The following is a 13,771-nucleotide window of genomic DNA, read 5'->3' as shown; positions in this document are numbered from 1 at the left end:
GCGGCAACCACGGGCCTCAGCTTAACATTGTCGACAGTTTACCGTAGAATCACGCCACCCAGCGGCACGCTGCTTGCCAAGACCGTTTCTCCTGTCAGGGCGTGCATTTCGGCGACGATCTCGCCAGATGCGCCGCTTTGACCACCACAACAGATGAGGGCCCCAACGTGCTTGAAGCCTATCGCCAACATGTCGAAGAACGCGCCGCCGAGGGCGTCCCGCCGAAGCCCCTGAACGCCGAACAGGTCGCCGCACTGGTCGAGCTGCTCAAGAGCCCACCCGCCGGCGAAGAGGAGTTCATCCTCGACCTGCTGACCAACCGCGTGCCCCCGGGGGTCGACGAGGCCGCCTACGTCAAGGCCGGCTTCCTGACCGCCGTGGCCAAGGGCGAGACCAGCTCTCCGCTGATCGACAAGGTGCACGCCGTGAAGCTGCTGGGCACCATGCAGGGCGGGTACAACATCGTCTCCCTGGTCGAGCTGCTCGATGACGCTGAGCTTGCCAAGGAAGTGGGCGAGCAGCTCAAGCACACCCTGCTGATGTTCGACGCCTTCCACGACGTGGAAGAGCGCGCCAAGGCCGGCAACGCCGTGGCCAAGGACGTCATCCAGTCCTGGGCCGACGCGGAGTGGTTCCTGGAAAAGCCCGCCCTGGAAGAGAAGATCACCCTGACCGTATTCAAGGTGCCGGGCGAAACCAACACCGACGACCTCTCCCCGCCCCGGACGCCTGGTCACGCCCCGACATCCCGCTGCACGCCCGCGCCATGCTCAAGAACGAGCGCGAGGGCATCGAGCCGGAGCAGCCGGGCAGCGTCGGCCCGCTCAAGCAGATCGAAGACGTGAAGGCCAAAGGCTTCCCGGTCGCCTACGTGGGCGACGTGGTGGGCACCGGCTCCTCACGCAAGTCCGCCACCAACTCGGTGCTGTGGTTCTTCGGCGACGACATCCCCAACGTGCCCAACAAGCGCGCAGGCGGCTTCTGCTTCGGCGGAAAGATCGCTCCGATCTTCTTCAACACCATGGAAGACTCCGGCGCCCTGCCGGTTGAGATGGATGTCGAGAAGCTCGAGATGGGCGACGTCATCGACATCTACCCCTATGAGGGCAAGGTGTGCAAGCACGGCACCGACGAGGTGCTCACCACCTTCGAACTCAAGACCCAGCTGATCCTCGACGAGGTGCGCGCCGGCGGCCGCATCCCGCTGATCATCGGCCGCGGCCTGACTGCCAAGGCGCGCGAGTCGCTGGGCCTTGAGCCCTCCGACGTCTTCCGCCTGCCCGAGCAGCCCGCCGACACCGGCAAGGGCTTCACCCTGGCCCAGAAAATGGTCGGCAAGGCGTGCGGCCTCGAGGGCGTGCGTCCGGGCATGTACTGCGAGCCGAAGATGACCACCGTGGGCTCCCAGGACACCACCGGGCCGATGACCCGCGACGAGCTCAAGGACCTGGCCTGCCTCGGCTTCCAGGCCGACCTGGTGATGCAGTCCTTCTGCCACACCGCGGCCTATCCGAAGCCGGTCGACGTGGACACCCACCACACCCTGCCCGACTTCATCATGAACCGCGGCGGCGTTTCCCTGCGTCCGGGCGACGGCATCATCCACAGCTGGCTGAACCGCATGCTGCTGCCCGATACCGTGGGCACCGGCGGCGACTCCCACACCCGCTTCCCGCTGGGCATCTCCTTCCCGGCCGGCTCCGGCCTGGTGGCCTTCGCCGCCGCCACCGGCGTGATGCCGCTGGACATGCCGGAATCGGTGCTGGTGCGCTTCAAGGGCAAGCGTCAGCCGGGCGTCACCCTGCGTGACCTGGTTCACGCCATCCCCTACTACGCCATCCAGCAGGGCCTGCTCACCGTCGAGAAGTCCGGCAAGAAGAACGCCTTCTCCGGCCGGGTGCTGGAGATCGAGGGCCTCGAGGACCTCACCGTGGAACAGGCCTTCGAGCTCTCCGACGCCTCCGCCGAGCGCAGCGCCGCCGGCTGCACCATCACCCTGGGCGAAGAGAGCGTCGCCGAGTACCTGAAGTCCAACATCACCCTGCTCAAGTGGATGATCGCCAACGGCTACGGCGACCGCCGCACCATCGAGCGCCGCATCCAGGGCATGGAGGAGTGGCTGGCCAACCCGAGCCTGATGCGCGCCGATGCCGACGCCGATTACGCCGAGGTCATCGAGATCGACCTGGACGAGATCAAGGAGCCGGTGCTCTGCGCGCCGAACGACCCGGACGACGCTCGCCTGCTCTCTGACGTGGCCGGCGAGACCATCGACGAGGTGTTCATCGGCTCGTGCATGACCAACATCGGTCACTTCCGCGCCGCGGGCAAGCTGCTCGAGAAGCAGCCGGCCGGCAGCCTGAAGACCCGCCTGTGGCTGGCGCCGCCCACCAAGATGGACCAGCACCAGCTCACCGAAGAGGGCTACTACGGCATCTACGGCCGTGCCGGGGCGCGCATGGAAATGCCGGGCTGCTCGCTTTGCATGGGTAACCAGGCCCGCGTCGCCGCCAAGAGCACCGTGGTCTCCACCTCCACCCGCAACTTCCCGAACCGCCTGGGCGACGGCGCCAACGTCTACCTCGCCTCAGCGGAACTGGCGGCCGTGGCCGCGGTGGAGGGTCGCCTGCCGACCGTCGAGGAGTACCAGCGCTACATGGGCGAGTTCGACGCCATGGCCGGCGAGATCTACCGCTACATGAACTTCCATGAGATCGAGGAATTCCAGAAAGCGGCCTCGAATGTGATTCCGGTCGCCCAGGAAAGCTGATACGCTTCCCTCCCGGAATTCGTTTTCGACTCCGATGCTCGCAACATCGACGGCCGCCGCCCGCGGCGGCCAGAGCCGATGACCAAAGCGCCCCGCTCGCGGGGCGCTTTTTTTGGTTTGGGGGTACCCCAGGCCTGGCGGCCGGTCGGTAACGGGAGAAATGGCAAGCGCTAGCGTCGCAAGAAAGCCGGATTTCGTAGCAGATCAACGTTAGCCGGGCTCAGCGCCTGGCCGCCCGCCGGCCAAGCTGCTCGCGCGCCAGGATGGGCGCGGCATCGAGGGAGGCGATAGGCACGCTCCTGTCGGCGGGTATCTCGCCGCTGAGCTGCAGGGCAAGATAGCGCAACGCGCAGACCCGCAGGAAGGAGGTGAAATTGCCCAGGTCGTGGCCGGCATCGATCGACTCATGGTACAGCTGGGTGATCAGCTGCGGGGTATTCATCTCGTCGCGGCGGGCGATCTCCTCCAGCAGGTGCCAGAAGTAGGCCTCCATGCGCAGGCTGGTCACCATCCCGTCGATTCGCAGGGAACGGGTGGTGCTTTTCCAGAGCTGCGGGTCGGCATTGACGAAAAGCTGGCACATGGCGGCTCCCCCATTCTCAGCGTGATCGGACGGCCTCGCCCCCAGCCGGCTCGCCAGACGCTCTGACCGGGCGCTTACACCAGGAGTTTCTGGAACTGGGCCAGCCATGCCGGATGGGCGGGCCAGGCCGGGGCGGTGACAAGATTACCATCGGTCACCGCCGCATCCACCGGGATATCCGCGTACTCTCCTCCGGCAAGCTCCACCTCGGGGCGGCAGGCGGGATAGGCCGAGCAGCGTCGCCCTTCCAGCACCTTAGCAGCCGCCAACAGCTGAGCACCATGGCAAATGGCGGCCACCGGCTTATTCGCGGTGAAAAAGTGCTGCACCATGGCCACCACGTCCGGATTCAGGCGCAGGTACTCCGGCGCACGGCCACCGGGTATCACCAGCGCATCGTAGTCATCCGGCCTCACCTCGCGAAAGGTCGCATTGAGGGTGAAGCGGTGGCCGGGCTTTTCCGTATAGGTCTGGTCGCCCTCGAAATCGTGGATGGCGGTGGCGACGCTATCCCCCGCCTGCTTGTCGGGGCAGACGCCATGCACCAGGTGGCCGAACGCCTGCAGCGCCTGAAACGGCACCATGGTTTCATAGTCTTCGGTGTAGTCGCCGGTGATCATGAGAATCTTCTTGTTCATGTCGGGTCTCCTCGCTTGTTGTGCCCGAGAACAAGCGTCACACAGTCACAATGACAGCGGGTAGTAGCCCGCTACTACATGGACAAAGATGCCGGTTCGGCGCTCTCCAGCGCCGCCAGGTAGTCCGCGAAGGCGGCCCGGGCGGCCGCTATCGCCACCGCCACCTGGCCGGGAGGGCAGCGACGCTCGGCGAAGGCCAGAAAACGCCCCCAGTGGTACTCGGGCTCGGACGCCGAGAAGAAGGCAAGCGGGGTCGCCGGCCCCAGTGCGGCGCTCAGTGCCAATTACCATGGGCTCATACTCTTTCATGACAGCTTTCTGTTAGGGTAAGGCGACTCGCCGTGTCCAGCCCCCGGTCCCTCCCACTCCCCTACCACGAGGCCTCGTAGCGCGTGAACCTCCCACACGATCCAGACGACCGCGAGGCCGAACTCAGCGAGGCGCTGCGTAACTGCGCAGCGGAGCCCGTCCATATCCCCGGTGCCATCCAGCCGAACGGCGGACTGATCAGCTTCGATGCCGAGCTCACCAGGGTGCGCCAGGTCAGCGCCAACCTGGAAGCCCTGCTGGGCATTCCGGTCGAGCAGGCCCTGCGCGCCTCGCCCGCCACGCTGCTGGGCGGCGCCCTGGTCGAGCGCATCCTCCGCGAACTCGATCAGCGCAGCGAAGTCCCCGGCGCCATGACAGCACACCTGGGCCCCGACGCGCTGCGCTTCCAGGTCATTCCCTATCGCAGCGGCACCCGCGTGGTGGTCGAGCTGGAGCCGCTGCCCACCGAGGATGCCTCCCAGCTGCTGTCGGGACTCAATCGCTGGCTTGCCACGGTACGGGAAGCGGCCACTCCCGGCCAGCTGCTGGCGTGGCTGGTGGAAGAAGTGCGCGATCTCACGGGCTTCGACCGGGTACTGATCTACCGCTTTGACGAGCGCTGGAACGGCAGCGTCACCGCCGAGAGTCGCGGCCCTGGCATCGGTAGCTTCCTGGGCCACCATTTCCCCGCCAGCGACATTCCCTCCCAGGTACGCGCGCTGTATGACCGCAACTGCCTGCGCAGTATTCCCGATGCCGCCGCCACCGCCGTCCCACTGGTGCCCGACAACGACCCCGTCGATGCCGCCCCGCTCGATCTATCGCTCGGGGTGCTGCGCGCCGTGTCGCCGATCCACCAGGCGTATCTCGCCAACATGGGCGTCGCCAGCGCCCTCTCTGTGGCGCTTCACGACGACGAGGAGCGCCTGGGCGGGCTGCTGAGCTGCCATGCCCTGGCCACGCCCCTTCGCCTCTCCCCGACGGTCCGCGACGCGGTGCGGGCACTGGTGCAGATCAGCGTTCCCCAGCTGAGGCTGCTGCGCGCCAAGGCCGAGACCCAGCTCATGCAGAAGGTACAGGTCAGCCGCGAACTGCTGCACCAGTCCCACGAGCACTGGGTCGATCCGAGCCTGATCGTGGCCCAGCGCGGCGAGGAGTGGCTGGCGCTGTTCGCCGCTGACGGCATGGCGCTCGTGCATCGCGAGCAGCGGGGCAGATGCGGCACCGTGCCGAGCACGCCATCGCTGGACGCCATGGTGGCGTGGCTGAGCCCCTGGGCGCCGAGCCCCTGGTACAGCCACTGCCTGAGAGACACGCCGCTGGGGCCCTGGCGCGGCCCCAGCAGCGGACTGCTGGCCATTCCGCTGCCCATCGACACCTCGCAGCCTAGCTGGCTGCTGCTGTTTCGCAACGAGGAGATCGAGACCCGTCGATGGGCCGGGGCGCCGCACAAGCAGATCGAGACGCAGGGGACTCGCAGCATGCTGGCGCCACGCCGCTCCTTCGCCGAATGGCAGGAGAAGATTCGTGACCACAGTCGCATCTGGCGCCGCAGCGAACGTCGCGCCGCCCGGGACCTCGCCGAAAACCTGGCGGCGCTGATTGCCAGCCACGAGATCCAACTCCTCAACGCCCGCCTTCGCCAGGTCAACGAGCGCCTGGAGCATCTCGCTTCGCGAGACAGCCTCACCGGGGTGTGGAACCGCTACCATATCGAGCAGGCCCTCGAAAACGAGATCGCCTCCGCGAGCCGCTACGATCGGGACTGCGCCCTGCTCCTGCTGGATGTCGATCACTTCAAGGCCGTGAATGACGATTTCGGCCACGAGATCGGCGACAAGGTGCTGATGACGCTGGTGTCTCGGATGGATGCCATGCTTCGCGAGTCCGACCGCCTGGGCCGCTGGGGCGGCGAGGAGTTCGTGGTGCTGGCGACCGGCACCACGGCCCGTGGCGCCGAGGAGCTCGCCGAGCGGCTGCGCCAGGGGGTGGCCGAGCGCCCATTCGAGGAGGTCGGTCGCGTCACGGTAAGTATCGGAGTGGCCGCATACCGACCGGAAGACACGGTCAAGACGCTGGTCAGGCGCGCCGACCAGTCGATGTATCGCGCCAAGCAGCGCGGCCGCAACAGGGTGTACAGCGCCGACTGACTCCACCACCAAAGCCGTCTTTATCGCCACGCCGGCTGTGGCATCATCTCGGGTGGAACATTCCCCCGCTTAGCAAGGAGCCTGCGATGAGCACCATCATCACCCCCGACATCTGCGATGCCCACCCCGAGGTTCGGGTGCTGGACCCGATCTTCGTCAACTTTGGTGGACGCGAGGCGTTCTGCGGTCCGGTACGCACCGTCAAATGCTTCGAGGACAACTCCCTGGTCAAGCAGGCGGCGGCCGAGCCCGGCGAGGGAGCCGTGCTGGTGGTAGATGCCGGCGGCTCGAGCCGCTGTGCGATGCTCGGCGACATGCTCGCCGAGCAAGCCGTGGACAACGGCTGGGCCGGGGTGGTGATGTACGGCTTCGTGCGCGATGTGGACGTGCTGGCCGAAACCGATCTGGGTGTCCAGGCGCTGGGCGCCCACCCGCGCAAGAGCGAGAAGCGCGGCGAGGGACAGCGCGACATCGCCGTCACCTTCGCCGGCGTCACCCTGACGCCTGGCCAATGGGTCTACGCCGACAACAACGGCATCGTGGTCGCCGAGCAGCGCCTGCCAATGGAGGGGTGAGCCGGGCCTTCCCACCCCGGGGCAAGGCCGGCCACCCGAACCGCCGCCTTGCCCTGGCCGCGTGATCGGTGCCACCCTGAAGGCATGATCCTGTTTTCGTTGATGTCGCCATGCTGTCGCTGAGTTCACTCAGCGCAGACCTGCTGCGCAGCCTCCGCGAGCATCTGCGACCGCTGGTGGCTTACCACCTGTTCTTCACGCTGCTCGCATCGCTGCTGCTGTTGCCGGGGGTGGCCTGGACTCTCACCCACCTGCTGGGGCGCTTCGACCGGCCGGTGATCACCAACGCCGACCTGCTCGACCTGCTGCTGAGCCCCGGCGGCGTGCTGTGGTCGCTGGCGGCCATCGGGCTCTTCTTCCTGGTGCTCTACGCCCAGCAGGCGGGCATGATCCTGGTGGCGATCCGCCGCCGGGGCAACCACTACCAACTCGCTTTCGTGGCCCTGTGGCAGACCCTGCGCCGTCTGCCGGCCCTGGCGGGGCTGGTGGTGCTGCAGGTCGGCACGCATCTGCTGCTGATCGTGCCCCTGGCGCTGCTGCTGGGCTGGCTGTATGGCGTCTTCCTGGGCGGGCTGGATCCCTACTACGTCCAGCGCGTGCGCCCGGCGGCGCTGTGGTATTTCCTGGCCGTGGCGCTTCCCCTGGTGGCCGGCTGGGCCTATCTCGCGGCCAGCCTCTATTTCCGCTGGATCCTGGCCCTGCCGCTGGTCAGCCTGGAGCCCATTTCGCCGTGGCGGGCCCTCGGGCGCAGCCGCGAGCTGACGCGCGGGCGCCAGCGCCAGGTGGCGGTCGCCGTGATCTCGCTGCTGCTGGTGATCATTGCCCTGCCCCTTGCGGCGACCTGGGTCTTCGACCGGCTGTTCACGCCGATGCTGTGGTGGCTTCCCGAGCGCAACGCGGTGCTGATCCCGGCCATGCTCGGCTATGTCTCCGGCTATGTGCTGGTTACCCTGGCCATTACCTTCGTGGGCATCGCGGCCAATGCCCTGCTCTCGGCCTGCCTCTACCTGCGCCTGGTGCACCGGGAGCCGCGCCCTGCCCCGCCGCCGCCGGATGCCCATCCGGGACGACTCGCCTGGGGGGTGGAACTGGGGGTGGTGCTATTCGCCCTAAGCCAGGCGTGGTGGATCGTCAACAGCTTCGAGCTGCGCGATGAGGTGACCATCATCGCCCACCGCGGCAGTTCCATGGTCGCGCCGGAAAACACCCTGGCTGCCGTGGAACAGGCCATCGTGGACCAGGCCCACTACGTGGAGATCGATGTGCGGCTCAGCGCCGACGGCCAGGTGGTGCTCTACCACGACCGCAGCCTGCAGCGCCTGGCCGGCGATCCGCGCCACGTGCGTGACCTGACCCTGGATGAGCTGCGCCAGGTCGATGTGGGCAGCTGGTTCGGCGACGCCTTCATTGGCGAGCGCATCCCGACTCTCGAAGAGGCCCTGGCCACGGTCCGCGGCAGAAGCGCGCTGATGATCGACATGAAGCCCGACCCTGGCGGCGAGGTCGAGCTGGTAGAGGCGGTGCTACGGGCGCTAGAGCATGAATCGGCGTCGCGGCGGCTGTGCCATGAGCGGGTACCGGCCGGGGCCTCATCCGCACACTGCGGCGACATCGATGTGGCGGGGGAAAGCCGCCTGGCGGTGATGTCACCCTGGGTAGTGGACGAGATCAAGCAGCGCGACCCGGAGCTTCGCGTGACCCTGCTGGCCCAGCTGATTATGCCGGGAACCCTGGAGCGCCGCGGCTTCGACGCCCTGGGACTGCGCCACAACCGCATCACCGACAACGAGATCCGCCTGGCACGCCTGTTCGGCTACGAAGTGCACGCCTGGACGGTCAACGATCAGGCGCGGATGTCGGAGATGATCGACCTGGGGGTGGATGCGATCATCACCGACTATCCGGATCGGCTTCGGGAGCTGATCGACGAGCGCCGCGAGCTGAGCGACGGCGCCCTGCTGCTGGTCAAGCTTCGCAACTGGCTCAGGCAGTAAGGTTCGAGGTTCGAGGTTCGAGGTTCGAGGTTCGAGGTTCGAGGTTCGAGGAGCGAGGTTCGAGGAGCAAGGTTCGAGGAGCAAGGTTCGAGGCACGAGGAGGTTCCTCGTGCCTCGCTCCTTGTGGCTAGTCGCCCATTACCACGCCTTCACGCCGCGGGTCGGCGCCGCCGAAGAAGCCCTCCTCGGTGACCTGCAAGGCCTGCAGGCCGCTGACCAGTTCGCGTTCGCTGACTTCATGGCCGCGGGCGTCGAGGGCCTCCAGGGTCGCGGCGGGGAAACGCCCCTCCTCCAGGAAGGCCGGCCCGCCCAGGGTGATGGCGTGGGGCAGGTTCAGCGCTTCCTGGGCGTCGAGGCCCCAGTCGAGCATGGCCACCAGCGCCTTGGCGGTGTAGTGGATGATCGCCGCCCCGCCCGGGGAGCCGAGGCTCGCCACCAGCTCGCCGCTGTCGCGGTCGAACACCAAGGTGGGGCTCATGCTGGAGCGGGGTCGCTTGCCGGCTTCGACCCGGTTGGCGATGGGCGTGCCCTCGGCGTCGTTGGGCGCAAAAGAGAAGTCGGTGAGCTCATTGTTGAGCAGGTAGCCACCGGCAAGCCCCGTGCCGCCGTCGGCGAGGATGCGCGCCCCGAAGGCCGCCTCGATGGTGGTGGTCATGGCGACGGCGTTGCCCTGCTCGTCGATGATGCTGATATGGCTGGTGCCGTATTCCGGCTGGTCGGGCTGCACCGCCCAGGCAGTGGCCATGGCCACGGGGTTGCCGGGTTCGGCGTTGCCGCTGCCGATGCTCTGGTCGCCGATCAGCTCGGCGCGGCTGGCCAGATAGTCGGGATCGAACAGCACGGCCCAGTCGCCCCCCGGGGCCTCGACGAAGTCCGGGTCGGCAATGTAGAGGCCGCGATCGGCGAAGGCGAGCCGTGAGGCCTCCAGGAAACGGTGCAGCCACGCCTCGCTGGGGAGGCCGTCGTCCAGCGGCGTCTCCAGGGGGGGCAGATGCTCGAGAATGCCGAGGATCTGCATGATAGTCAGCTGCCCCGACGAGGGCGGCGGGAAGCCGCACAGGGTATAGGCCTGCCAGTCGCCGCACAGGGGCTCGCGCTGCTTCGCTTCGTAACCGGCCAGGTCGTCCAGGCTCAGCGACCCGGGCCGGGTGTGATGCCCCTGCACCCGGGCCACCAGATCCTCGGCGATGGCGCCTTCGTGCAGGGCGGCACTGCCGTGTGCGGCGATCTCGCGCAGGATGGCCGCGAGGGCCGGATTCTCGAGCGCATGGCCCACCGCCAGGGGTTCGCCGTCCGGGTAGTAGAAGGCGCCCCCCAGCGGGTCGTCGCGCAGGGGCTGCTCCTCGGCCAGGCTGGTGGCCAACCGGTGGCTGACCGGGAAGCCCTGCTCGGCCAGGGCGATGGCCGGGGCGAACAGCTGCGCCCAGGGGAGCTGGCCATGCTCGGCGTGGGCCAGCTCAAGCATGCGCACGGTGCCCGGCACGCCCACCGAGAGCCCGCTGGCCGCGGCGTCCATGAAGGCCAGCGGTTCGCCGCTGTCGTCCAGAAAGAGGCTGCCGTCCACGGCGCTGGGCGCCGTCTCGCGGCCGTCGAAGGCCGCCACGCGGTCGCCGTCGAAGTGCATCAGGAAGGCGCCCGCCGATACCGCTGGACTGGGGCTCGACCAGAGTGAGCACCATCTGCACGGCGATGGCGGCATCCACGGCGGAGCCACCGGAGCGGAGCACCTGGTAGCCGGCATCGGTGGCCAGCGGGTTGGCGGCGGCCACGGCGAAGCGCTCGGTGGCCCAGCCGGGCTTCTCGGTGTAGTCGGAGGCCACCTCGGGGGCGATCTCCGGCATGTCGTAATCGAAGGCCACCTCGGCCTGGGCGGCGAGGGGCAGGCCGAACAGCAGTGCGGCGACGACCGGGGCCAGCCGGCGGCGACGCAAGGGAATCAGGGGAGGCTCATGGGACAGGCTCCTTGTCACGGGGGTTCGCGTAGGGGGGAGTCTGTCAGCATAGACGAAAGACGCCCGGCCGGCTGAAGGTCGACCGGGTGAGAATGCCCTATCAATGTTTGGTTCTTCGCCGACTGGCGTGAACAGGCTATGTGGAGGGACGGTTCGACGCTTCGACGAAGGCACCCATGGGTAGCGCTGCGCGCTACTTCGCGAGCTGAAGCTCCCTCCCACAGATGTCGGCTTAACTCAGGGTTTCCCCTGCGAGCATAAACCAGGTCTCGAGCACCGCGTCGGGGTTCAGCGACACCGAGTCGATGCCCTGCTCCATCAGCCACTTGGCGAGATCGGGGTGGTCGGACGGCCCCTGGCCGCAAATGCCCACGTACTTGCCCTGGGCCTTGCAGGCGGCGATCGCCATGGCCAGCAGCTTCTTGACCGCGGGGTTACGCTCGTCGAAGAGGTGGGCGACGATCCCGGAGTCGCGGTCCAGCCCCAGGGTCAGCTGGGTCAGGTCGTTGGAGCCGATGGAGAAGCCGTCGAAGTGCTCGAGGAACTCGTCGGCCAGCAGGGCGTTGGCCGGCAGCTCGCACATCATGATCACCTTGAGCCCGCCCTCGCCGCGCTTCAGGCCGTTGGCGGCCAGCAGGTCGACCACCTCGCGCGCTTCCTCGGTGGTGCGCACGAAGGGCACCATGATCTCGACGTTGTCCAGGCCCATCTCGTCGCGCACGCGCTTCAGCGCCCGGCACTCCAGCTCGAAGCAGGGCCGGAAGGCGTCCGACACGTAGCGGGAGGCACCGCGGAAGCCGAGCATCGGGTTCTCTTCGCCGGGCTCGTAGAGCTTGCCGCCGATCAGGTTCTCGTACTCGTTGGACTTGAAATCCGACAGGCGCACGATCACCCGCTGAGGGTGGTAGGCCGCGGCCAGGGTCGAGATGCCCTCCACCAGCTTGTCCACGTAGAAGCTGACGGGGTCGGCATAGCCGGCGGTGCGCAGGTCGATGGTCTGCTGCAGCTCCAGCGGCAGGGTCTCGTACTCCAGCAGCGCCTTGGGGTGCACGCCAATCATGCGGTTGATGATGAACTCGAGGCGCGCCAGCCCCACGCCCGCGTGGGGCAGCCCGGCGAAGCCGAAGGCGCGGTCGGGGTTGCCCACGTTCATCATGATCTTGAAGGGGATTTCGGGCATGGCGTCGACGCTGGAGACCTTGCAGTCGAAGTCCAGCAGCCCCTCGTAGACGTGGCCGGTGTCGCCCTCGGCACAGGAAACGGTGACGTCGCGGCCGTCATCCAGCGCCTCGGTGGCATCGCCGCAGCCCACCACCGCCGGAATGCCCAGCTCCCGGGCGATGATCGCGGCGTGGCAGGTGCGCCCGCCGCGGTTGGTGACGATGGCCGAGGCTCGCTTCATGATCGGCTCCCAGTCGGGGTCGGTCATGTCGGTCACCAGCACGTCGCCGGGCTTGACCTTGTCCATCTCGTCCGGCGAGAAGACGAGCTTGACCGCCCCGCGGCCGATGCGCTGGCCGATGGCCCGGCCGGCCACCAGGGTGCGGCCCTTCTCGCGCAGGTGGAAGCGTTCGAGCTTGCCGCCCTCCTGCTGTGAGACCACCGTCTCGGGGCGGGCCTGGACGATGTAGAGCTCACCGTCATCGCCGTCCAGCGCCCACTCGATATCCATGGGCCGGTCGTAGTGCTGCTCGATGGTCACCGCCTGGCGGGCCAGCGCCATGACCTGATCATCACTGATGCAGAAGCGCCCGCGATCCTTGAGCGGCACGTCCACGGTGGCCACCGACTTGCCGGCGCTGGCGTCGTCGCCGTAGACCATCTTGATTAGCTTGGAGCCCAGGTTGCGGCGCAGTACCGCCGGGCGACCGGCGGCCAGCGTGGGCTTGTGCACGTAGAACTCGTCGGGGTTGACTGCGCCCTGCACCACCGTCTCGCCCAAGCCCCAGGAGGCGGTGACGAAGACCGCATCCCGGAAGCCGGACTCGGTATCCAGGGTGAACATCACGCCGGAGGCGCCGGTCTCGGAGCGCACCATCTTCTGGATGCCGGCGGAGAGCGCCACGTTCTCGTGGGCGTAGCCGCGATGCACCCGGTAGGAGATGGCGCGGTCGTTGAACAGCGAGGCGAACACCTCGTGAACCGCACGCTTGATGTTGTCGAAGCCCTCGATATTGAGGAAGGTCTCCTGCTGGCCAGCGAAGGAGGCGTCCGGCAGGTCCTCGGCGGTGGCCGAGCTGCGCACCGCGGCCTTGAGGTTGGGATGCTGGGCGGCCAGGGTGTCGTAGGCGTCGCGCAGGGCGGCTTCGAAGGTGGGGGGCAGCGGGGTGTCGATGACCCACTGGCGGATCTCGGCCCCGACCCGGGCCAGCTCGCCGACGTCGTCGACATCGAGACGCGCCAGGGCCTGGTTGATCCGCTCGTTGAGGCCCTCATGGGCGAGGAACTCTCGATAGGCGTGGGCGGTGGTGGCGAAGCCACCGGGCACGGTGACCCCGGCTCCCGACAGGTTGGAGATCATCTCGCCGAGCGAGGCGTTCTTGCCGCCGACGCGCTCCACGTCGTCCATGCCGAGCTGATCGAACCACAGGATGTAAGCTTCCACGAGACCCCCTTGATCTTCGATGCCGTGGCACAAGGCCAGCGATTGCGATGGTCGCTACCTTACCGGCAAGTGACCATATTCGCCATTGGTCTAACATCGAAGTCACTGGAGGATTTTTACAACAGTCGCCGATTTCGGCCTTTTCGTGTAGTGCGCCGGTGTCGCGAAGCGTGCGCTGCCCCCGGCCAGACCGGC

7 protein-coding genes and 2 pseudogenes are annotated in these 13,771 nt (G+C 67.5%); 4 read left to right on the top strand and 5 right to left on the bottom strand.

All coding sequences use genetic code 11. The features are described from left to right. Positions 1 to 167: 167 nt before the first annotated feature. Positions 168 to 2,770, top strand: a pseudogene (acnB, locus tag ACSJDS_RS11335) (bifunctional aconitate hydratase 2/2-methylisocitrate dehydratase). A 220-nt stretch (positions 2,771 to 2,990) separates the two neighbouring features. Here acnB and ACSJDS_RS11330 read toward each other — a convergent pair. The 3 genes from ACSJDS_RS11330 to ACSJDS_RS11320 form a co-directional block, all read right to left on the bottom strand. Further along, on the bottom strand, positions 2,991 to 3,353 hold the full coding sequence (locus ACSJDS_RS11330) for a ribbon-helix-helix domain-containing protein (RefSeq protein WP_473033364.1): 363 nt from the start codon (positions 3,351 to 3,353) through the stop codon (positions 2,991 to 2,993). Positions 3,354 to 3,427: 74 nt separating this feature from the next. Continuing rightward, entirely contained in the window at positions 3,428 to 3,991 is a 564-nt protein-coding gene (locus ACSJDS_RS11325) for a DJ-1/PfpI family protein (protein WP_473033363.1), read from the bottom strand. Between the two features lie 74 nt (positions 3,992 to 4,065). Continuing rightward, positions 4,066 to 4,275, bottom strand: a complete 210-nt coding sequence (locus tag ACSJDS_RS11320) for a hypothetical protein (protein WP_473033362.1) — start codon at positions 4,273 to 4,275, stop codon at positions 4,066 to 4,068. Between the two features lie 108 nt (positions 4,276 to 4,383). Between ACSJDS_RS11320 and ACSJDS_RS11315 the strand changes: the two genes are divergently transcribed. From ACSJDS_RS11315 to ACSJDS_RS11305, 3 genes are all read left to right on the top strand, one after another. After that, positions 4,384 to 6,450, top strand: coding sequence for a diguanylate cyclase (locus ACSJDS_RS11315; RefSeq protein ID WP_473033361.1), 2,067 nt, complete (start codon positions 4,384 to 4,386; stop codon positions 6,448 to 6,450). Between the two features lie 86 nt (positions 6,451 to 6,536). Beyond that, positions 6,537 to 7,025: a ribonuclease E activity regulator RraA gene (rraA, locus tag ACSJDS_RS11310; protein WP_473033360.1), complete on the top strand. Its 489-nt coding sequence runs from the start codon at positions 6,537 to 6,539 to the stop codon at positions 7,023 to 7,025. A 110-nt stretch (positions 7,026 to 7,135) separates the two neighbouring features. After that, positions 7,136 to 9,019 (top strand): glycerophosphodiester phosphodiesterase family protein, encoded by a 1,884-nt coding sequence (locus ACSJDS_RS11305; RefSeq protein ID WP_473033359.1) that lies wholly within the window; start codon positions 7,136 to 7,138, stop codon positions 9,017 to 9,019. Between the two features lie 127 nt (positions 9,020 to 9,146). Here the strand turns inward: ACSJDS_RS11305 and ACSJDS_RS11300 are convergent. Further along, a pseudogene (locus ACSJDS_RS11300) lies at positions 9,147 to 10,698 on the bottom strand (gamma-glutamyltransferase family protein). A 505-nt stretch (positions 10,699 to 11,203) separates the two neighbouring features. Continuing rightward, entirely contained in the window at positions 11,204 to 13,576 is a 2,373-nt protein-coding gene (ppsA, locus tag ACSJDS_RS11295) for a phosphoenolpyruvate synthase (RefSeq protein ID WP_473033357.1), read from the bottom strand. Positions 13,577 to 13,771: the final 195 nt, after the last annotated feature.

Source organism: Halomonas sp. SL18_1 (assembly GCF_055755715.1).
This window is presented reverse-complemented; position numbering and strand designations above follow the sequence as displayed.